Source organism: Roseateles sp. NT4 (assembly GCF_051857475.1).
Taxonomy (GTDB): Bacteria; Pseudomonadota; Gammaproteobacteria; order Burkholderiales; family Burkholderiaceae_C; genus Pelomonas.
Window position 1 is genome coordinate 495,423 of the sequence record NZ_JBPZGZ010000003.1, and the last position, 18,965, is coordinate 514,387.

18 protein-coding genes and 1 tRNA gene are annotated in these 18,965 nt (G+C 66.6%); 11 read left to right on the forward strand and 8 right to left on the reverse strand.

Annotated elements, in window-relative coordinates:
* Positions 1–60: 60 nt before the first annotated feature.
* Positions 61–1,320 (reverse strand): glutamyl-tRNA reductase, encoded by a 1,260-nt coding sequence (hemA, locus tag ACS5PN_RS21200; protein WP_439465996.1) that lies wholly within the window; start codon positions 1,318–1,320, stop codon positions 61–63.
* Between the two features lie 90 nt (positions 1,321–1,410).
* On the opposite strand from hemA, the gene ACS5PN_RS21205 reads away from it, so the two are divergent.
* The gene (locus ACS5PN_RS21205; RefSeq protein WP_439465997.1) at positions 1,411–1,650 is read left to right on the forward strand and encodes a hypothetical protein; all 240 of its coding nucleotides are present in this window, start codon (positions 1,411–1,413) and stop codon (positions 1,648–1,650) included.
* Positions 1,651–1,656: 6 nt separating this feature from the next.
* Here the strand turns inward: ACS5PN_RS21205 and ACS5PN_RS21210 are convergent, their stop codons facing one another.
* The 4 genes from ACS5PN_RS21210 to ACS5PN_RS21225 all read right to left on the reverse strand — a co-directional run bounded on the left by ACS5PN_RS21210 (position 1,657) and on the right by ACS5PN_RS21225 (position 4,253).
* Positions 1,657–2,265, reverse strand: coding sequence for a hypothetical protein (locus tag ACS5PN_RS21210; protein ID WP_439465998.1), 609 nt, complete (start codon positions 2,263–2,265; stop codon positions 1,657–1,659).
* Positions 2,266–2,267: 2 nt separating this feature from the next.
* Entirely contained in the window at positions 2,268–3,620 is a 1,353-nt protein-coding gene (miaB, locus tag ACS5PN_RS21215) for a tRNA (N6-isopentenyl adenosine(37)-C2)-methylthiotransferase MiaB (RefSeq protein WP_439465999.1), read from the reverse strand.
* Positions 3,617–4,003 (reverse strand): hypothetical protein, encoded by a 387-nt coding sequence (locus ACS5PN_RS21220; protein WP_439466000.1) that lies wholly within the window; start codon positions 4,001–4,003, stop codon positions 3,617–3,619. The genes miaB and ACS5PN_RS21220 overlap by 4 nt, the downstream gene beginning before the upstream one ends.
* 173 nt (positions 4,004–4,176) lie before the next feature.
* Positions 4,177–4,253: transfer RNA gene (locus tag ACS5PN_RS21225), tRNA-Met, on the reverse strand.
* A 105-nt stretch (positions 4,254–4,358) separates the two neighbouring features.
* Here ACS5PN_RS21225 and ACS5PN_RS21230 point away from each other — a divergent pair.
* Complete coding sequence (locus ACS5PN_RS21230) at positions 4,359–4,772, forward strand: DUF1801 domain-containing protein (RefSeq protein WP_439466001.1); 414 nt, start codon at positions 4,359–4,361, stop codon at positions 4,770–4,772.
* A 13-nt stretch (positions 4,773–4,785) separates the two neighbouring features.
* On the opposite strand, the gene ACS5PN_RS21235 is transcribed toward ACS5PN_RS21230, so the two are convergent.
* Complete coding sequence (locus tag ACS5PN_RS21235) at positions 4,786–5,610, reverse strand: hypothetical protein (protein WP_439466002.1); 825 nt, start codon at positions 5,608–5,610, stop codon at positions 4,786–4,788.
* Between the two features lie 154 nt (positions 5,611–5,764).
* Here ACS5PN_RS21235 and ftsY point away from each other — a divergent pair, with 154 nt between their 5' ends.
* Both ftsY and ACS5PN_RS21245 read left to right on the forward strand, forming a co-directional pair.
* Complete coding sequence (gene ftsY / locus ACS5PN_RS21240) at positions 5,765–6,907, forward strand: signal recognition particle-docking protein FtsY (protein ID WP_439466003.1); 1,143 nt, start codon at positions 5,765–5,767, stop codon at positions 6,905–6,907.
* Positions 6,908–7,000: 93 nt separating this feature from the next.
* Positions 7,001–7,615: a hypothetical protein gene (locus ACS5PN_RS21245; protein ID WP_439466004.1), complete on the forward strand. Its 615-nt coding sequence runs from the start codon at positions 7,001–7,003 to the stop codon at positions 7,613–7,615.
* Between the two features lie 27 nt (positions 7,616–7,642).
* Here the strand turns inward: ACS5PN_RS21245 and ACS5PN_RS21250 are convergent, their stop codons facing one another.
* Together ACS5PN_RS21250 and ffh are read right to left on the reverse strand one after the other, a co-directional pair.
* The gene (locus ACS5PN_RS21250) at positions 7,643–8,179 is read right to left on the reverse strand and encodes a hypothetical protein (protein WP_439466005.1); all 537 of its coding nucleotides are present in this window, start codon (positions 8,177–8,179) and stop codon (positions 7,643–7,645) included.
* Between the two features lie 137 nt (positions 8,180–8,316).
* The gene (gene ffh / locus ACS5PN_RS21255) at positions 8,317–9,696 is read right to left on the reverse strand and encodes a signal recognition particle protein (protein ID WP_439466006.1); all 1,380 of its coding nucleotides are present in this window, start codon (positions 9,694–9,696) and stop codon (positions 8,317–8,319) included.
* A gap of 55 nt (positions 9,697–9,751) precedes the next feature.
* On the opposite strand from ffh, the gene ACS5PN_RS21260 reads away from it, so the two are divergent.
* The 7 genes from ACS5PN_RS21260 (at position 9,752) to ACS5PN_RS21290 (ending at position 18,854) form a co-directional block, all read left to right on the forward strand.
* Positions 9,752–10,627 carry a cytochrome C assembly family protein gene (locus ACS5PN_RS21260; protein WP_439466007.1) on the forward strand — a complete coding sequence of 292 codons (876 nt, stop codon included), beginning with the start codon at positions 9,752–9,754 and terminating at the stop codon, positions 10,625–10,627.
* Positions 10,624–10,866 (forward strand): PP0621 family protein, encoded by a 243-nt coding sequence (locus ACS5PN_RS21265; RefSeq protein ID WP_439466008.1) that lies wholly within the window; start codon positions 10,624–10,626, stop codon positions 10,864–10,866. The genes ACS5PN_RS21260 and ACS5PN_RS21265 overlap by 4 nt, the downstream gene beginning before the upstream one ends.
* A gap of 2 nt (positions 10,867–10,868) precedes the next feature.
* Positions 10,869–12,533 (forward strand): sensor histidine kinase, encoded by a 1,665-nt coding sequence (locus ACS5PN_RS21270; RefSeq protein WP_439466009.1) that lies wholly within the window; start codon positions 10,869–10,871, stop codon positions 12,531–12,533.
* Positions 12,530–13,978, forward strand: a complete 1,449-nt coding sequence (locus ACS5PN_RS21275) for a sigma-54-dependent transcriptional regulator (protein ID WP_439466010.1) — start codon at positions 12,530–12,532, stop codon at positions 13,976–13,978. Before ACS5PN_RS21270 ends, ACS5PN_RS21275 begins: the two co-directional genes overlap by 4 nt.
* A 445-nt stretch (positions 13,979–14,423) precedes the next feature.
* Positions 14,424–14,609 (forward strand): hypothetical protein, encoded by a 186-nt coding sequence (locus ACS5PN_RS21280; protein WP_439466011.1) that lies wholly within the window; start codon positions 14,424–14,426, stop codon positions 14,607–14,609.
* A gap of 11 nt (positions 14,610–14,620) precedes the next feature.
* Positions 14,621–17,524 (forward strand): ribonucleoside-diphosphate reductase subunit alpha, encoded by a 2,904-nt coding sequence (locus tag ACS5PN_RS21285; protein ID WP_439466012.1) that lies wholly within the window; start codon positions 14,621–14,623, stop codon positions 17,522–17,524.
* A gap of 157 nt (positions 17,525–17,681) precedes the next feature.
* Complete coding sequence (locus ACS5PN_RS21290) at positions 17,682–18,854, forward strand: ribonucleotide-diphosphate reductase subunit beta (RefSeq protein ID WP_439466013.1); 1,173 nt, start codon at positions 17,682–17,684, stop codon at positions 18,852–18,854.
* The last annotated feature ends 111 nt before the right edge of the window (positions 18,855–18,965 follow it).

Below are 18,965 nucleotides of genomic sequence, written 5' to 3' on the forward strand. Positions count from 1 at the left end.
CAATACGGGAAGGCAGTCAGGGGCGGCGCAGGCAGCGCCGGGCGGCGGCTGAGAGCGCCGCTAAGACTGCTTGCCGCGCAGGAAGAGGCGCGACACGGTCTGGGCCAGTTGCAGGCGCTGCTCGCCGTCGCTGCTGTTCAGTTCGGCCAGCGTGCCATGCAGCAGCTTCTGGGTGATGCCCTTGGACAGGGCATCCAGCACCTCGTCCACATCCGCGCCCTTGGCCAGCAGCTTGCGGGCGCGGGCGATCTCCAGCGCGCGCCAGTCGTCGGCCTGGGCGTGCAGGGCCTGGATCAGCGGCACGGTGTGGCGCTGGTCCAGCCAGTGCATGAAGCTCTGCACGCCGGTCTCGACGATGGCCTCGGCCTGGGCGACAGCGGCCTGGCGCTTCTCGCCGGCGGTCTGCACCTGGGCGGCGAGTTCGTCGACGGTGTAGAGGTAGACGTCGTCCAGCTGGGCGACCTCGGGCTCAATGTCGCGCGGCACGGCCAGGTCGACCATGAACATCGGGCGGTGCTTGCGCTTCTTCAGCGCACGCTCGACGGCGCCCAGGCCGATCAGCGGGAGGCTGGACGCGGTGCAGGAAACGACGATGTCGAATTCGTGCAGCCGCTCGGGCAGGTCGGCCAGGCGCATGGCCTCGGCGCCGAAATGGGTCGCGAGCTTTTCGCCGCGTTCCAGCGTGCGGTTGGCCACAGCCATCTGGCGCGGCGTCCTGGCCGCGAAATGGGTCGCGGTCAGCTCGATCATCTCTCCGGCACCGACGAACAGCACGCGCGTCTTGGCCAGGTCCTCGAAGAGCTGGCCGGCCAGGCGCACCGCGGCGGCGGCCATGCTGATGGAGTGGGCGCCGATCTCGGTGGAGGAGCGCACTTCCTTGGCGACCGAGAAGCTGCGCTGGAAGAGCTGGTGCAGGGTCGTGCCAAGAGCGCCGGCGTTCTCGGCCTCGCGCACGGCCTGCTTCATCTGGCCGAGGATCTGCGGCTCGCCCAGCACCATGGAGTCCAGGCCGGCCGCGACGCGGAAAGCGTGGCGGGCAGCGTCGCTGCCCTGCATCACATAGGCATGCTCGCGCAGCTCGCCGGCCTGCACGCCACCAGTGTCGGCCAGCCAGGCGATGGCCGGCTGCACCAGGGCCGACGGCGCGGCAACATAGACCTCGGTGCGGTTGCAGGTCGACAGGATGGCGGCCTCGGGACCCGACAGCTTCTGGCGCAGACCGGTCAGCGAAGGCGCCAGTTGCTCGAGGGTGAACGCGAACCGCCCGCGCAGATCGAGCGGGGCGGTGTTGTGGTTCAGGCCGAGAGCAAAGACCGACATGGGTTGAATTGTAGGATTCGCGGCCTTTTCAGCCGCCGCCTAAGCTTTCTCGAAATGAGTCCACTCGACGCCTTTTGGCATATCGCCAACTTGTTTGCGCCCGCCTGGGGCTTGGCGGCGCTGCTGGCGGGGGCCATCAAGGGGCTGTGGCGGCGTGAGGCGAAGTCTCTGAGTTGGCGGCGATTGTGGCTTTGGGGCGCGGCCGGCGGCACGGCGGCCAACATCGTTGCCCTGATCCTGCTGGGTCGCGACGGCCGGATGGCCGGCTACGCCTTGCTGGTACTTGGCGTTGCCTTGCCGCAGTGGTATGCCCTCAGCTTCAGGCGCTGAGGTGACCTATTTGTCGCTCGGTTGAAGCCGCGACATGTCAAACAACCCCTCCTCGGCGCTGATCGGTTCGAGATTGAAAACCTTGCTCAGCAGCGTCACGTCCTTGCTCTTGGACACATGGACGGTGTCGACATACTTCTGGCCACGGTTGAGGCGGGCAATGTAGATCTCGCCGGGCTGCAGATTGAGGTTCCTGACTGCCCTGGGCACGCGCTGGATATTGTTCAGGTCGTCGGCTGCTGCGGGCGTATCGGGCACGTACTGCGGAATCTGTGCGTGCAGGACGTGCGCGCCAGGCTCCAGCTCCAGTCTGACGTAGCGGCCATTGGCCAGCTTGGCGGCCAGCCGCTCGTCGATGTGGATCTCGTAGTCCATGGCGGACGCGAAGACCTGGCTGTTGCGATAGACGTAGACGACGGCCTTGCCGCTCGATGCCGGCTGCAGCTTGAAGTTGGGGTCGGTCGGAAGCTGGGCCCTGTCCTCGGCGGTGGGGGTGTAGGGACGCCCGATCATGGAGCCCATGATTTCCTTGCCGGCTGCGGGTGAAGAGCAGCCGCTCAGGAACAGGGCAGAGGTCGCCGTCGCCAGCAGGGCGATACGAAGCATCAGGGGCATCATCAGGCGGTGATGGTTTCGGCGGTCAGCACTTCGCCGCGCAGCGAATGCGCGAAGGCCGTCGTTATGCGCACGTCGACGAGCTGGTTCATCAGCCGCGGCGAGCCGGGGAAGTTGACGATGCGGTTGCACTCGGTGCGGCCCATCAGCTCGGAGCTGTCCTTGCGGGCGTTGCCGGTGACGAGGACCTTTTCCACCTTGCCGACCATGCCTTGCGAGATGGTGATGGCATGGGCCTCGATGGCGGCCTGCAGCTCCTGCAGCCGCTTGACCTTGACCTCGTAGGGCGTCGTGTCTTCCAAGGCCGCGGCCGGCGTGCCGGGGCGGGGGCTGAAGATGAAGCTGAAGGAGGCGTCAAAGCCGATGTCGTGAACCAGCTTCATCAGCTTGGCATGGTCTTCGTCGGTCTCGCCGGGGAAGCCGACGATGAAGTCGCTGGCCAGGCGCAGATCCGGGCGGATGGCGCGCAGCTTGCGCACGATGCTCTTGAACTCCAGCGCCGTGTAGCCGCGCTTCATGGCCATCAGGATGCGGTCGCTGCCATGCTGCACGGGCAGGTGCAGGTGGTTCACCAACTGGGGGATCTTGCCGTAGGCCTCGATGAGTCGGGGGCTGAACTCGTTGGGGTGGCTGGTCGTGAAGCGCAGGCGCTGGATGCCGGGGATCTCGGCCGCGTATTCCAGCAGCAGCGCGAGGTCGGCGAATTCGCTCGTGTCGCCCATCTTGCCGCGGTAGGCATTGACGTTCTGGCCGAGGAGGTTGATCTCCATGACGCCCTGGTCGGCCAAGCCGGCGATCTCGGTCAGCACGTCGTCAAACGGCCGCGAGACCTCCTCGCCGCGGGTGTAGGGCACCACGCAGTAGCTGCAGTACTTGGAGCAGCCTTCCATGATGGACACGAAGGCCGAAGCGCCTTCGACCTTGGCCGGCGGCAGGTGGTCGAACTTCTCGATTTCGGGGAAGGAAATGTCCACCTGCGGGCGGCGCTGCTCGCGGCGGGCTTCCAGCATGGCAGGAAGGCGGTGCAGGGTCTGCGGGCCGAAGACCACGTCCACATAAGGCGCGCGCTCGATGATGGCCGCGCCTTCCTGTGAGGCGACGCAGCCGCCGACACCGATCATGACGCCCTTGGCCTTCAGGTGCTTCACGCGGCCGAGGTCGCTGAAGACCTTCTCCTGCGCCTTCTCGCGCACCGAGCAGGTGTTGAACAGGATGAGGTCGGCCTGCTCGGGGTCGTCGGTGGGCGTGTAGCCCTTGGCGGCGCCCAGCACGTCGGCCATCTTGTCCGAGTCGTACTCGTTCATCTGGCAGCCGAAGGTCTTGATGTAGACCTTCTTGGAGTTCGCTTCGCTCACGGCTTCACCCACAGCTGGTTGGCGGGGATGAACTGCCAGCTCGCGGCCTCGGCCGGCGTGGTCGGCCAGGTCTTGTTGGCGAGCTCCGCGGGGTTGAGGATCCAGACGTCCATGATCAGGCCGTTGGGTTCGACGGTGTAGTGAACAATGAACTTCTGGCCCGTCAGGCCGGCCGGCGGCACCCAGAGGTTGGTGTCGCCCTTGATGCGGCTGCCGGGCGCCAGGCGCGCGGGCTTGCCGTTCAGCAGCACGTCGGGGTATTGCGTGACGATGAACTCGCCGCGCAGTGCGGTGGCGGGGAAGGAGCGATGGGTCTGCGCCTGGGCGACGAGGCAGCTGGCGGCGAGGGCTACGCCGAGGGCGGGAAGAACACAGCGGTACATGGCATGTCCAGTGGCTGCGGAAGCAGCCGCTTCTGAGGGCTGCTGCGGAAGCAGCCGCTTCTGAGGGCTGCTGCGGGAGCAGGCATCTTCGACGAGAACTCGACGAAAGCGCTGCGGAAATGAAAACGGCCCGAGGTGTGCTCGGGCCGTTTTCTCTTTTTATTGCTTTGTTCTGGTGGCGCTTCAGGGACTCGAACCCCGGACCTGTGGATTATGATTCCATCGCTCTAACCAACTGAGCTAAAGCGCCTGAGCCCGCTATTCTAAGCGAAGTTTTTCGGTGCTGACAAGTCGGGTGCAAAAAATCAGTGCCCGGGCTCGCGCAGTGGTTCATGGGCCGACCCCGGGGCGCTCCATGACACCCTTTCGCCGTGACGATGTACTGGCCAGGTTTGATGCCTACCCGCCTACTGCACGGCGGCGCATGCTGGCGCTGCGTGAGCTGGTCCTGAAGACGGCGGCGCAGACACCCGGCGTCGGTGCTGTCGAGGAAACCTGGAAATGGGGCGAGCCAGCCTATGTCACGCCCAACAAGGCGGGCAGCACGGTGCGCATCGAGTGGAAACCCCGGGCGCCTGAACAGGTCGCCGTGTACTTCAACTGCCAGACGACGCTGGTGGCGACGTTCCGGCAGCTGTTCCCGCACGACTTCCGCTTTGAGGGCAACCGGGCCCTGGTCCTGGACCTGGCGCAGCGGCTGCCACTGGACTCGCTGGCCTTCTGCATCGCGGCTTCGTTCACCTATCACCTGAACAAGGCATCGCGCTGACCCGGCCCCGCGCCTAGACGCCGGGGTTGCCCTCGGTCTCAGCGCGCCACAGCGCCATGGTGCGGGCCGTGCGGCTGGGCGGCTTGGGCACCTTGCTGGGAATCAGCACTTCCATGGCCTGGATGAGACGGGCGAGCAGGGGCAGGGCGACCAGCAGCGGCAGAGCCATCTGGCGCAGCGCCTCGGGTGTGTCGGGCTTGAGCTCGAACAGCTGGTGCATGGCCGACGGCAGCGTGTGCACATGCTGCGCCAGCTGCAGCGCGACGGTGCTGTGCCAGTCGGCATTCACGCCGCTGGCTTCGCAGCGCTTGCGCTGGTTCAGGTGGAAGGCCGGCGGATCGCCCTTGGCCAGCCGCTCGCTCAGCAAGGCCTGCAGACGCGTGGGCATGGCAGTGAAGAACTCATGGACTTCAAGATCCCTGCGGCGTCGGGCGATGTCGGCGCGCAGGTCGTCGCGATCCAGCAGCTTCAGCAGGCGGGTCTTGTCCTGCAGCTCCCACAGTTGCACGCGAAACGCGCGCTCGACATCCGTCACCTCGTGCCCGGCGATGTATTCGAAGGCATCGTGAGCCTCCACCACGCAGCGGGTGATGGCGCACATCGAGGGGATATCCAGCAGTTCCCGTGGGCTTCTCTTGTTGGGATCGGCCGCCATGCTGCGCAGCGCGATGCAGTGGGAGAGCAGCTTGATGAAGATCTGCGCACCGTAGCCGATGCGCGGTGTGGTGGCCGTCATGCCGGCCAGCGCCGACGCCACAGCCTTGCCATGCTCCAGCACGGCATCAAATTCGCGCACCCTTGAACGGTAGTCAGCCCAGGTATTGATCTCTTGCAACATGCTTGCTTCGTTCCCCCGACAAGCGCGCAAGGTTAGGCGAAGTTTGGAACATCCAGTTTCTCGGCGATTTGCCGGGTGGTCGAGCAAGCCCTGAAACGAGGGCTTCCAGGCGGCGCGGCATCGAAGTGCAAAGAGCCAGCGAAAATGGCCGCCTATGTTCAGTTTCTTCAAGAAGACGCCTCCGCCGCCCGCGCCTGCCGACGAGGCGCCGGCCCTGCTGCCGGAAGGCTGGGTGACCAAGCCCGCCAGCCAGCCAGCGCCGGAGCCCGCACCCGTGGCTGCCCCCGTCGTTGCACCGGCCCCAGCGCCTGTTTTTGTTGCTGTCCCCGTACCGGCCCCCGCGCCAGTTGCCGTTGCTGCACCGGCCCCGATGCCCGTGGCGGCGCCTGCCACGCCGCCTCGCGCCAGCTGGATGGACAGGCTGCGCGCCGGCCTGCGCAAGACCGGCGGCAGCATTGCCGGTGTCTTCACCGGCACCAAGATCGACGACCAGCTCTATGAGGAGCTGGAGGAAGCCCTGCTGATGGCCGATGCCGGCGTCAAGGCGACGCAGTTCCTGCTCGATGACCTGAAGCGCCGCGTCAAGGAGGCCAAGGCCAGCGATCCGCAAGCCGTGCGTGGCCTGCTCGTCGACGCGCTGGCCGAGCTGCTGGCGCCGCTGGAAAAAGGCCTGGAAGTCGGCCGCCATACGCCCACCGTCATGATGGTCGTGGGCGTCAACGGCGCCGGCAAGACGACCAGCATCGGCAAGCTGACCCGCCACCTGGCTGAGGCCAACCAGAAGGTCTTGCTGGCCGCCGCCGACACCTTCCGCGCCGCCGCGCGCGAGCAGCTCGGCGTCTGGGCCGACCGCGCCCAGGTCGAGATCGTCAGCCAGGAGGGTGGCGATCCGGCGGCCGTGTCCTTCGATGCGGTCAACGCTGGAAAGGCGCGTGGCGCCGATGTCGTCATTGCCGACACGGCGGGCCGCCTGCCTACCCAGCTCCACCTGATGGAGGAGCTGAAGAAGATCAAGCGCGTCGTCACCAAGGCCCAGGAGGGCGCGCCGCATGAAGTGCTGCTGGTGGTGGACGGCAACACCGGTCAGAATGCGCTGAACCAGGTCAAGGCCTTCGACGAGGCCCTGGGCCTGACCGGCCTGGTCGTCACCAAGCTCGACGGCACGGCCAAGGGTGGCGTGCTCGCGGCCATCGCGCGCGAGCGTCCCGTGCCGGTCTATTTCATCGGCGTGGGCGAGAAGCTGGAAGACCTCGAGACCTTCAGCGCCCGCGAGTTCGCACGCGCCCTGCTGGAGTGAGCTGAGGCGCCAGGTCTGGCGCACCTCGGTGTTTCCTTGGACGGCGTGCGGTGCCCGCCTCGGCATACTTGGCCTGCCTTGAGGGAGGACAAGATGAAGAAGCGAACGACATGGCATCTCGGTGCGGCGGGCGGCGTGCTGCTGCTGGCCGGCTGTTCCGCCATGATGGTGCCGGCCAGCGACAACCCCGTCGTGAAGGTGAACCAGGCCGACAGCCTGTACGGCTTGGTGCGCCCCATACCCGCCACCGCGCTGCTGCGCGAGGCCATCCCGATGCTGGAAGCCAAGCAGGATCAGCTCTGGCTGGGGCACGCCTACCGGACCTATGCGGATTTCGCCGATATCGCAACCCGAGACACACGGTATTCGGGCTACTTCGTTTCGGTCGGGCCTTTGCGCGCCGAGGACCGTTTCGACGGCCCCAAGGCGGCGGCCCAGCACTACTACGGCAAGGCGCTGGCCTCGTACAAGCAAGCCGAGGCGCAGTCGCTGCCCGCCAACCAACCGGGCACCTTGGTCAATATCTACTTCAATGGGGCTATCGCCGCGCTGAAGACGGGTGACCTGGCGACAAGCTGCGAAATGAGCGGCAAGGCCCTGCCGATGCTGGACCGGCTGGATGCCGAGGACAGCAAGCGCCCGACGAAGCAGCAGTATTCAGAGCGCCACCGCGTCCTGCAACTGCGCAAGGACGCCAAGTGCGCCTGAGGCGCTGAGGTCTCAGGCGCCCGCAGCTCAGTGGGCGTGCGGCGTGTCCGCGTAGTAGCCGGACGCGCGCGCCTTGGGGAAAAGCTTGTCGCGCAGGCGGTCGCTGCCCTCGTTCTGCCATTCGCGCTGCCAATGCGTGACGGCCAGTTCGGTGGCGCCCAGCACGCGCAGCAGCCGCTCGCGCTTGCGGGAATGGCGGGGCTGGTCCTCGGCGATGGGCAGCAGCACGACGGAACGCACATAGCCGTGCTCGTCGCACAGGGCGAAGTCGACGGTCAGCAGACCCGTGCGCGACAGCCACTCGCGGTAGGAGTACTGCTTGGGCACGCGCACCAGCTTGTGCAGCGGCACATGGGCCAGCAGGAAGCCCTTGGGGTGTTCCAGGGCCAGGGCTTGCGCGAGGCATTTGTGGGCATGACGCTCAGCGCTCACCAGCACGCGCGCGGCGGTGGGCGGCCAGTGCATCACGGTGTCGGACGCATCGACGCGGCGGGTGGTGCGGCCTTGTCCGGTGAGGTTGCTCAGCCAGTCGCCCACGGCACGGGGAAGGTGAAGATTCAGCATGCGCGCGACGCTATCGGCAGCGCCGGGTCTTGACCATGGCCAGCTGTCCCCGGACCTTGGGACCAAGTGTGAGCACTTGTGACGCCGGACAGGCCGACGAAGGATTGGGTGCTGGTTGACCCTAGGCCATCAGGCCATCACATCCCGGGGAGGCCCTTCATGCCGCCCATGCGCTTCATCATCTTCATGAGGCCGCCGCCCTTCATCTTCTTCATCATCCCCTGCATCTGGTCGAACTGGTTCAGCAGGCGGTTGACGTCCTGGATCTGCACGCCGGCGCCGGCCGCGATGCGGCGCTTGCGGCTGGCCTTGCTCTTGCCGTCCATCAGCAGCGTGGGTTGGGCGCGTTCCTTGGCGGTCATGGCGCGCAGGATGCCTTCCATGCGCTTCATGTCGCGCTCGGCGCGATCCATGTCGGCCTGGCCGGGCTGCTTGTTGCCCATCATGTTCTGCGGCAGCTTGTCCATCAGGCCGCCCAGGCCGCCCATCTTCTTCATCTGCGCGATCTGCTGCAGGAAGTCGTTCAGGTCAAAGCCGCTGCCGCTCTTGAGCTTCTCGGCCATGGCCTGGGCCGAGGCCAGGTCGACGTTCTGCGTGACCTGCTCCACCAGGGCCACGATGTCACCCATGCCCAGCACGCGGCCGGCGTGGCGCTCGGCATCGAAGACCTCCAGGCCATCGATCTTCTCGGACACGCCGGCGAACTTGATCGGCGCGCCGGTGATCTGGCGCACCGACAGGGCCGCGCCGCCGCGCGAGTCGCCGTCCAGCTTGGTCAGGATGACGCCGGTCAGCGGCAGGGCTTCCTTGAAGGCCTTGGCGGTGTTGACCGCGTCCTGGCCCTGCATGGCGTCGACGACGAACAGCGTCTCGACCGGGTTCAGGATGCCGTGCAGCTCCTTGATCTCGGCCATCAGCGCTTCGTCGATGGCCAGGCGGCCGGCCGTGTCGACCAGCAGCACGTCGATGTAGTGGCGCTTGGCGTAGTCCAGCGCGGCCAGCGCGATGTCGCGCGGCTTCTGCTCGGGCGCGGACGGGAACCACTCGCCGCCGGCCTGCTTGGTCACGGTCTTCAGCTGCTCGATGGCGGCCGGACGGTAGACGTCGGCGGAGACTGTCAGCACCTTCTTCTTGCGCTTGTCGATCAGGTGCTTGGTCAGCTTGGCGGTCGTCGTCGTCTTGCCGGCGCCTTGCAGGCCGGCCATCAGGATGACGGCGGGCGGCTGGGCGGCGAGGTTGATGTCGGCCACGCCTTCGCCCATCGTCGCGGCGAGTTCCTTGTGGACGACGGAGACCAGCACCTGGCCCGGGTTCAGCGAGCCGACAACCTCCTGGCCGAGGGCCTTCTCCTTCACGCGGGCGATGAAGTCGCGCACCACCGGCAAGGCCACGTCGGCCTCCAGCAGGGCCATGCGCACTTCGCGCAGCATGTCCTGCACATTGCTCTCGGTGATGCGGGCCTGCCCGCGCATCGTCTTGACGAGGCGACTCAGGCGGTCGGTGAGGGTGGATGCCATCGGTAGGGGAGGGAAGTCCGGCAGAACGCGCGGAACCCAAAAGTACACTGCAGCCATGAGTTTATCGCCCGCCCCTCTTGGAGACGCCGCCACGGTCGGCGCCGTCGGGCCGGGCCCTGCACTGGCGGTGGCCAGCGTGCTGGCCTTGCTGGGCTATATCTGGGTCGGCCTGTTGCGTTCGCGCGCGGGCGATGCCGATGCGGCCGTGCGCCGGCCGCTGCGCTCCGTGCCGCCCATGGCCCTGGCCTGGACGGCCCAGTTCGTCGCCCTCTATATAGATATCAGTGGCTACGGCCTGGCCGAGCCCGGCGCGCGCTTCGGCTTCGCGCCGGCCCTGTCGATGACGGCCTGGCTGGTGCTGACGGTCTATCTGGTTGAAAGCCGCTTCCTGCCCCTGCACAGCGTGCGCCGCGTGCTGGCCTGGCTGGCAGCGGCGGCCGTGTTGCTGGCCTGGGGCTTTCCGGGTGAGAGCCGGCCGACGGCCGCCTCGCCCTGGGCGCCGCTGCACTGGGTGCTGGGCCTGGCGTCCTACGGGCTGTTCGGCGTCGCAGTGCTGCATGCGGCGCTGATGAACCGCGCCGAGTCGCAGTTGCGCCGCAAACAGTCGACGCCAGCGGGCCTGCCGCTGCTGCGACTTGAGCGGCTGACCTTCCAGTTCGTCGCCGCCGGCGTCGGCGTGCTGTCCCTGGCCATCCTGCTCGGTTGGTGGTTCACGCCGCACTGGCGCTGGGACCACAAAAATCTGCTGGCGGTGCTGGGCTGGCTGGTGCTGACCGGCCTGTTGGTCGGTCGGCGCATCTACGGCTGGCGCGGCAGGCGCGCGACGCGCTGGCTGTACGCCGGCGCGGCCCTGCTGCTGCTGTCCTATGCCGGTTCGCGCTTCGTGCTCGAGGTCATCCTGCAGCGCGGTGCCAGCGGAGGTGGGGCATGAAATACCTGTTGCTGCTGATCGGCCTGGGCGTGCTCTTCTTCGTGCTGGGTGCCCGACGGGGGCGTCCGAGCGAGCCCGAGGCACGCAAGCCCCAGCAGCCCGCCGCGCCACAGGCCATGCTGAGCTGCGCTGAATGCGGCATGCATCTGCCGGCCGACGAGGCCCTGCCGGGCAAGGGCGGCGTGTTCTGCAGCGCCGCGCATCGCAGCAGTTTCGAGGCCCGCGGGGGCCAGGCCTGAAGGTGGCCGTCGCGGGAAGCTGGTTCGTCGAGCAGCCGTCGGCGGAGCCGCCAGCCGAGGCCAGCGCCTCGTTCGACCGCCTTTACCGCGCCTTCCTGTCGGCGCGGGCAGCGCTGGGCCTGGCCCTGGTGGCCGCCCAACTGATCTCCGCCATCCTGGGCACGACGCCCGCGCGCTCGACGCTGGCCTTGAGCGTCTCCTATGCCCTGGCGGCGCTGGCGCTCTGGCTGCTGCCGCAGTTGCGGCGCGGTGCGTCCGCGCGCAGCCTGGCGCGCATCAGCAGCCCGCATTGGTGGAGCGCCATCGGCGTCGACCTGCTGCTGTTTGGCGTGCTGCATGCCCTGGACCCGAGCGGTGTGAACTACGGCGCCCTCTTTGTGATGCCAGTGCTGATGGCCGCCGTGCTCAGCCCGCGTCTGCTGGCGCTGGCGACCGCCGCCATGGCCACGCTGGGCTTGCTGGGCGCCGCGGGCTGGTCCTGGCTGGCGGGCCTGGACGTGGGCCTCAAGACGACCCAGGCCGGCCTGGTCGGCAGCGGCTTGTTCGCCGTCAGCTTGCTGGCCGGCGAGCTCAGCGCCCGCCTGGCTCGTGAGGAGAAGGCGGCGCGCGGCAGCCTGGCGTTGGCGCGCCAGCAGGAGCAGTTGAACCGCCTCGTCATCGACGAGATGCAGGAGGGCGTGCTCGTCGTCGACCGGCGCGGCCGCGTGCGGGCGATGAACCCGGCGGCGCATGCTTTGCTCGGCGCGGCCGATGGCGAACTCAGCTGGCAGCTGCGCGGCCGCGTCGACTGGCAGCCGCTGGTCCAGGCGCTGGAGCAGGCCTATGCGGGCGGTGCCGGCGCCGAGCTCGATGTGACCCTGGCCCTGGACAACGGCGCCACGCGCAGCTTGCGGCTGCGGCTGCGTTTCACGCGCCAGCGCGAGGGCAGCGAGGAGCTGTGCGTGCTCTTCGTCGAAGACAACCGCGAGCTGCTGGCGCGCACCCGCCAGGAGAAGCTGGCTGCCATGGGCCGGGTGTCGGCGGGCATTGCGCACGAGATCCGCAACCCGCTTGCCGCCATCGCCCAGGCGAATGCGCTGATCGCCGAGGACGTGGCCGGCATGCGGGCCGAGCAGTTGACGCGCATGGTGGCCTCCAATGTGCAAAGGCTCAAGCGCCTGGTGGACGATGTCAGCGAGCTGGCGCCCGGTGTGCAGCCCGACACCCAGGCCCTGGACGTCGGCGCCATCGTGCAGCAGACCTGCAGCGAGTGGACCCGGGTCAACGATGTGCGGCCGGGTGAGCACAGCCGCTTCAGGCTGCAGATCGCCGAGGCGGGGCTGCTGGGTCTCTTTGACGCCGAGCATCTGCGCCGCGTTCTCGTCAATCTGCTGGACAACGCCCACCGACATGCCGAGCCGGGCGCCGGGGCCATTGGCGTCGCGCTGGACCGCGACGGCGAGGCGCTCAATCTGGTCGTGCGCAGTGCTGGGCCGCCGGTGCCGCCCGAGATCGAGCGCCATCTCTTCGAGCCTTTCTTCTCGACGCGCAGCCGCGGTTCAGGCCTGGGCCTCTATATTTGCCGCGAGCTGTGTGAGCGCCATGGTGCCCACATCGACTACCGCCGCGCCGCCCACGTGGCGGCCAACGAGTTCTGCGTGCGCCTGCGTACGCCTCCATCCGCATGAGTACAACGCCTGCTCGCCTGTTGGTCGTCGACGACGAACCCGACCTGCGCACGCTCTATGAGCTGACCCTGCTGCGCGAGGGCTATGAGATCGACAGCGCCGGTTCGGTGTCCGAGGCTCTGGAGCATCTGCAGGCCGAGACCTACAGCGCCGTCATCACCGACATGAAGCTGCCCGACGGTTCGGGCCTGGCCCTGCTGCGCTGGCTGGAGCAGGCGGGGCGCACGGAAAAGGCCATCGTCATCACCGCTTTCGGTTCGGCAGAGAACGCGGTCGAGGCGCTGAAGGCGGGGGCCTTCGACTATCTGACCAAGCCGGTGGACCTGCGTCAGTTCCGCCTGGTCGTCGGTTCGGCCCTGGGCCGCGTGCTGCCCGAGCCCATCCCCGTGGCCGAGGCGCCTGCGCCCGCCGCCGGACCCGCAACCGCGCTGCGCCTGGTGGGCGAGTCGACGGCCATCCGTGCAGTGCGGGCCCTGATCGACAAGGTCGCGCGCAGCATGGCGCCGGTGCTGGTGCAGGGTGAGTCCGGCACCGGCAAGGAGCTGGTCGCAAGGGCCATCCACGACCATGGCGTGCGGGCCGAGCATCGCTTCGTCGCTGTCAACTGCGGCGCCATTCCAGAGAACCTGCTGGAGGCTGAGTTCTTCGGCTACCGCAAGGGCGCCTTCACCGGCGCCAACGAGGACCGCGAGGGCTTCTTCCAGGTCGCCGATGGCGGCACGCTATTCCTTGACGAGATCGGCGATCTGCCCCTGGCCATGCAGAGCAAGCTGCTGCGCGTCATCCAGGAGCGCTCGGTGCGGCCGGTGGGTGCCACGGCGGAGAGCCCCATCAATGTGCGCATCCTCAGCGCGACGCACAAGGACCTGTCCGCCGAAGTCGCGGCCGGGCGCTTCCGCCAGGACTTGTTCTACCGCCTTAACGTCATCCAGATCCGCGTGCCGCCGCTGCGCGAACGGCTGGGGGATCTGGGCCTCATCAGCACGCGGGTGCTGACCCGCATCGCCCAGGATGCTGGTGTGTCACCCGCGCCCCGGCTGACAGCAGGCGCGCTGCAGACCTTGTCGCGCTATGCCTTCCCCGGCAATGTGCGTGAGCTGGAGAACTTGTTGCACCGCGCGCTGGCCCTGGCGGGCGGCGAGTGGATCGATGCCGATGATCTGGGTCTACCCGACACGCTGCTGGACGAGGGGCGCAACGAGTCGCAGTTCAGCGCGCTGGACGTGCCCGTCGAGGCGGTGCCGGTGGCCGAGGGTGTGTCCCTGCCCGAGGAACTGCCATCGGACCTCGCGCGTTATCTCGACGAGGTCGAGCGGGCCATCCTGCTGCGCGCGCTGGAGTTGCACCGCTTCAATCGAACGGCGGCGGCGGCCAGCCTGGGTCTGTCGCTGCGCCAGATCCGCTATCGCATGGCGCGGCTGGCGATCTCGGCCGGTGACAGTTGACCCCTCGTCCAGTCTCGCGGCGCTGAACGCGCGCGAGCCTGGCCGGTCCCCCGAGGGGGCGGCGATGCCAGCGGCGTTGAGCCGCTAGCACATCGCCCAAGGCGGGCCGGCTAGGGAGCGGCCCGGCGCTCGGCCCGCAATTCATATGAATCAAGCCCTCGGGATTTGCCCTGCTTGAATACCTGGCGGCGCGTTTCGCGCAGCCTGCCGATGCATCGCAAACGCTGCATCGGCGCGGCCTCGCGAGCAGTTTCGGCCCGCATCCTCAATGCCGACGCGGGTTGCTCGCGCTGAGTGCCGTATTGATCGGGGAAAGACGCTTGACTCCTCAGTTTTGAGGAAAAGGGTGACCCGGGGTTTCACACTATCCCTAGTGGCTTGAGGGGGGAGGGTGCCACATATATAGTGGTCTCTCGTGCTATCCTGCTGACCCAGTCGACCCCCCATGACCATCTTCCTGGACGCGCTGTTTGCCGAGGCCCGTGGCCCGCAGCAACACACCAGGGAGACGTGCCGCCAAGCCGGCCACGTCATGGATCGGCAGGGACGAAACACCTCTTTAGAAGCCCCCCACGATGCGAAGGCCCGCCCCCGGGTGGAAGCCGCGCATCGTTTTGCAGTTTTTCGATAAAGGATTCCCTCATGCAACAAGCCGTCTCCGGCCAGGCCACGGCCACCGCCGTTCCGGTCGCGTTTGAATCCGACGCGACCGCAGCCGCCACCCAGCCCACGCTGTCGACCTACCAGGCCTACCAGATCATTCGCCGCAATGGCGCCGTGGTCTCGTTCGAGCCGAGCAAGATCGCGGTGGCGCTGATGAAGGCCTTCCTGGCCGTGCATGGCACCAGCGGCGCGGCTTCGGCCAGCGTGCGTGAGACGGTGGAACAGCTGACCCAGAACGTCGTGCGCGCCCTGCTGCGCTCGCGTCCGAGCGGCGGCACCTTCCATATCGAAGATGTGCAGGATCAGGTCGAGCTGGGCCTGATGCGCAGCGGCCAGCACGACGTGGCCCGCGCCTATGTGCTCTACCGCGAGCGCCGCACCCAGGAGCGGGCCGCCCAGGGTGAAGCCACGCGCGCCGCCGAGCCGCAGCTGATGGTGGTGGACCGCGGCGAGCGCCGCCCGCTGGACCTCGGCGCGCTGAAATCGCTGATCGCCTCGGCCTGCGAAAACCTCGGCGCCGACGTCAAGCCCGACCCCGTGCTGGCCGAGACCCAGCGCAATCTGTATGACGGTGTCGCCATCGACGAGGTCTACAAGGCCGCCATCCTGGCCGCCCGCACGCTGATCGAGAAGGACCCCGGCTACAGCCGCGCCACCGCCCGCCTGCTGCTGCACACCATCCGCCGCGAAATCATCGGTGGTGAAGTCACGCAAGGCGAGATGCAGACCCGCTATGCCGAGTACTTCCCTGGCTATATCAAGAAGGGCATCGCCGCCGAGTTGCTGGACGAAAAGCTGGGCCAGTACGACCTGGCCAAGCTGGGCGCCGCGCTGAAGGCCGAACGCGACCTGCAGTTCGACTACCTCGGCCTGCAGACTCTGTACGACCGCTACTTCCTGCACATCGAAGACGTGCGCATCGAGATGCCGCAGGCCTTCTTCATGCGCGTCGCCATGGGCTTGGCCCTGGGCGAGATCGACCGCGAAGCCCGCGCCATCGAGTTCTATGAAGTGCTGTCGAGCTTCGACTTCATGTCGAGCACGCCGACGCTGTTCAACTCCGGCACGCGCCGCTCGCAGCTGTCCAGCTGCTACCTGACCACCGTCAGCGACGACCTCGACGGCATCTACGAGGCGCTGAAGGAAAACGCGCTGCTGAGCAAGTTCGCCGGCGGCCTGGGCAATGACTGGACCCCGGTGCGCGCCCTGGGTTCGCACATCAAGGGCACCAACGGCAAGTCGCAAGGCGTCGTGCCCTTCCTGAAGGTCGTCAACGACACGGCCGTCGCCGTCAACCAGGGCGGCAAGCGCAAGGGCGCCGTCTGCGCCTATCTGGAAACCTGGCACCTGGACATCGAAGAGTTCCTGGACCTGCGCAAGAACACCGGCGACGACCGCCGCCGCACCCACGACATGAACACGGCGAACTGGATTCCCGACCTGTTCATGAAGCGCGTGATGGACGGTGGCCACTGGACGCTTTTCAGCCCCTCGACCTGCCCGGACCTGCACGACAAGTTCGGCAAGGCCTTCGAAGAAGCCTATGTCGGCTACGAGAACAAGGTTGATCGCGGCGAGCTCAAGCTCTTCAAGCGCATGCCGGCCAAGGACCTGTGGCGCAAGATGCTGTCGATGCTGTTCGAGACGGGTCACCCCTGGATCACGTTCAAGGACGCCTGCAATGTGCGCAGCCCGCAGCAGCACGTCGGCGTGGTGCACTCGTCCAATCTGTGCACCGAGATCACGCTGAACACCAACGACAGCGAGATTGCCGTCTGCAACCTTGGCTCCGTCAACCTGGCCCAGCACATCAAGGATGGCCAGATCGACCAGGTCAAGCTGAAGAAGACGACGCGCACGGCCATGCGCATGCTCGACAACGTCATCGACATCAACTACTACGCCGTCAAGAAGGCGCGTGACTCCAACCTGCGCCACCGTCCGGTCGGCCTGGGCATCATGGGCTTCCAGGACGCGCTGTACCAGCTGCGCACGCCCTACGCCTCTGAAGCTGCCGTCGAATTCGCCGACCGCTCGATGGAAGCCGTCTGCTATCACGCCTACTGGGCCTCGACGGAACTGGCCGAAGAGCGTGGCCGCTATTCGTCGTACAAGGGCTCGCTGTGGGACCGCGGCATCCTGCCGATCGACTCGCTCGACCTGCTGGCCGAAGCCCGTGGCGGCTACGTCGACGTCGATCGCTCGACGACGCTGGACTGGGACGCGCTGCGCGGCCGCATCGGCAAGTTCGGCATGCGCAATAGCAACTGCGTGGCCATCGCACCGACGGCGACCATCTCCAACATCATCGGCGTGGACGCTTCGATCGAGCCTTGCTTCGGCAACCTGTCGGTCAAGTCCAATCTGTCCGGCGAGTTCACCGTCATCAACGAATCGCTGGTGCGCGACCTCAAGGCTCTGGGCCTGTGGGACGACGTGATGGTCATGGACCTCAAGCACTTCGACGGCTCGCTGCGCCGCATCGACCGCGTGCCCGAGGACATCAAGGCGCTGTACGCCACGGCCTTCGAAGTCGACACCGTCTGGCTGATCGAAGCCGGCGCGCGTCGCCAGAAGTGGATCGACCAGGCGCAGAGCCTGAACATCTACATGGCCGGCGCATCGGGCAAGAAGCTCGATGAGACCTACAAGCTGGCCTGGAGCCGCGGCCTGAAGACGACCTACTACCTGCGCACCATCAGCGCGACGCAGGCCGAGAAGAGCACGGTAACGCGCTCCGGTCAGCTCAACGCGGTGTCGTCCGGTGCCGCGCCGGTGATGGCTGCACCGGCTGCGCCGGTCGCTGTCGTCGAGCCGGAACTGCCGGCCACCGACATGAAGTTCTGCGCCATCGACGACCCCGGTTGCGAGGCCTGCCAGTAATCGAAGCGGCAGTGCGAACTTGTATAGACAAGTTCGCACTGCGTGTTTTCGATGTCGTCGCGCAACAAACTTTGCGCGAATGATGCAAATAGCAGTTGCTGGTTCTTGTTGATTTGCACAAGCACTGCGGATAATTCGAAGTGATAGGAAGCACACCATGCTGGATTGGGACGAAGACCTGAAGTCCACTGATACCCCCACCGCGAAACCTCTCGCGGCCATGCCTTCGGCGACGCACGCTTCGGCGTCTCTGCGCGAAGCATCCAGCGTCTCGATGCCCTCTCCCCAACTGTCCGGTGAGTCCACGACGGCACGTCGTGTGAAGGCCGCTGACAAGCGCATCATCAACGGCCAGACCGACGTCAATCAGCTGGTGCCGTTCAAGTACAAGTGGGCCTGGGAGAAGTACCTCGCCACCTGCGCCAATCACTGGATGCCGCAGGAAGTGAACATGAGCCGCGACATCGCGCTCTGGAAGGACCCCAACGGCCTGACCGAAGACGAGCGTCGCATCATCAAGCGCAACCTCGGCTTCTTTGTCACCGCCGACTCGCTGGCCGCCAACAACATCGTGCTGGGTACCTACCGCCACATCACGGCGCCCGAGGCTCGCCAGTTCCTGCTGCGTCAGGCCTTTGAAGAAGCCATCCACACCCACGCCTATCAATACATCGTTGAAAGCCTGGGCCTGGATGAGAGCGAGATCTTCAACGCCTACAACGAAGTTCAATCCATCCGTGACAAGGACGAGTTCCTGATCCCCTTCATCGGCGCGATCATGGACCCGAACTTCAACACCGGCACGCCCGAGAACGACCAGACCCTGCTGAAGAGTCTGATCGTCTTCGCCTGCCTGATGGAAGGCATGTTCTTCTACGTCGGCTTCACGCAGATCCTGGCCATGGGCCGCCAGAACAAGATGACCGGTGCTGCCGAGCAGTACCAGTACATCCTGCGCGACGAGTCCATGCACTGCAATTTCGGCATCGACCTGATCAACCAGATCAAGTTGGAGAACCCGCACCTGTGGACGGCCGAGTTCAAGGCCGAGATCAAGGCGCTGTTCCTGAAGGCCGTCGAGCTCGAATACCGCTACGCCGAGGACACCATGCCGCGCGGCGTGCTGGGCCTCAACGCTTCCATGTTCAAGGGCTATCTGCGCTTCATCGCCAACCGCCGTGCGGTGCAGATCGGCCTCGAAGCCCTGTTCCCGAACGAAGAAAACCCCTTCCCCTGGATGTCCGAGATGATCGACTTGAAGAAGGAACGCAACTTCTTCGAGACGCGCGTCATCGAATATCAATCGGGCGGGGCCCTGAGCTGGGACTGAACCCCAGCCGCAACCCGATCAAGACCTGGCCAATGCAGTCACCGAGCGAAACCCGCATCAACACCCTCGAGGTGGCGGGGCTGCATGGCGATCCCATTCACCGTACCGAGG

What these genes read in the sequence shown, in the direction of transcription:
- hemA (WP_439465996.1), bottom strand. Translation starts at nt 1,320, where the DNA reads ATGTCGGTCTTTGCTCTCGGCCTGAACCACAACACCGCCCCGCTCGAT.
- ACS5PN_RS21210 (WP_439465998.1), bottom strand. Translation starts at nt 2,265, where the DNA reads ATGCCCCTGATGCTTCGTATCGCCCTGCTGGCGACGGCGACCTCTGCC.
- ACS5PN_RS21220 (WP_439466000.1), bottom strand. Translation starts at nt 4,003, where the DNA reads ATGTACCGCTGTGTTCTTCCCGCCCTCGGCGTAGCCCTCGCCGCCAGC.
- ACS5PN_RS21230 (WP_439466001.1), top strand. Translation starts at nt 4,359, where the DNA reads ATGACACCCTTTCGCCGTGACGATGTACTGGCCAGGTTTGATGCCTAC.
- ACS5PN_RS21235 (WP_439466002.1), bottom strand. Translation starts at nt 5,610, where the DNA reads ATGTTGCAAGAGATCAATACCTGGGCTGACTACCGTTCAAGGGTGCGC.
- ftsY (WP_439466003.1), top strand. Translation starts at nt 5,765, where the DNA reads ATGTTCAGTTTCTTCAAGAAGACGCCTCCGCCGCCCGCGCCTGCCGAC.
- ACS5PN_RS21245 (WP_439466004.1), top strand. Translation starts at nt 7,001, where the DNA reads ATGAAGAAGCGAACGACATGGCATCTCGGTGCGGCGGGCGGCGTGCTG.
- ACS5PN_RS21250 (WP_439466005.1), bottom strand. Translation starts at nt 8,179, where the DNA reads ATGCTGAATCTTCACCTTCCCCGTGCCGTGGGCGACTGGCTGAGCAAC.
- ffh (WP_439466006.1), bottom strand. Translation starts at nt 9,696, where the DNA reads ATGGCATCCACCCTCACCGACCGCCTGAGTCGCCTCGTCAAGACGATG.
- ACS5PN_RS21260 (WP_439466007.1), top strand. Translation starts at nt 9,752, where the DNA reads ATGAGTTTATCGCCCGCCCCTCTTGGAGACGCCGCCACGGTCGGCGCC.
- ACS5PN_RS21265 (WP_439466008.1), top strand. Translation starts at nt 10,624, where the DNA reads ATGAAATACCTGTTGCTGCTGATCGGCCTGGGCGTGCTCTTCTTCGTG.
- ACS5PN_RS21275 (WP_439466010.1), top strand. Translation starts at nt 12,530, where the DNA reads ATGAGTACAACGCCTGCTCGCCTGTTGGTCGTCGACGACGAACCCGAC.
- ACS5PN_RS21280 (WP_439466011.1), top strand. Translation starts at nt 14,424, where the DNA reads ATGACCATCTTCCTGGACGCGCTGTTTGCCGAGGCCCGTGGCCCGCAG.
- ACS5PN_RS21285 (WP_439466012.1), top strand. Translation starts at nt 14,621, where the DNA reads ATGCAACAAGCCGTCTCCGGCCAGGCCACGGCCACCGCCGTTCCGGTC.
- ACS5PN_RS21290 (WP_439466013.1), top strand. Translation starts at nt 17,682, where the DNA reads ATGCTGGATTGGGACGAAGACCTGAAGTCCACTGATACCCCCACCGCG.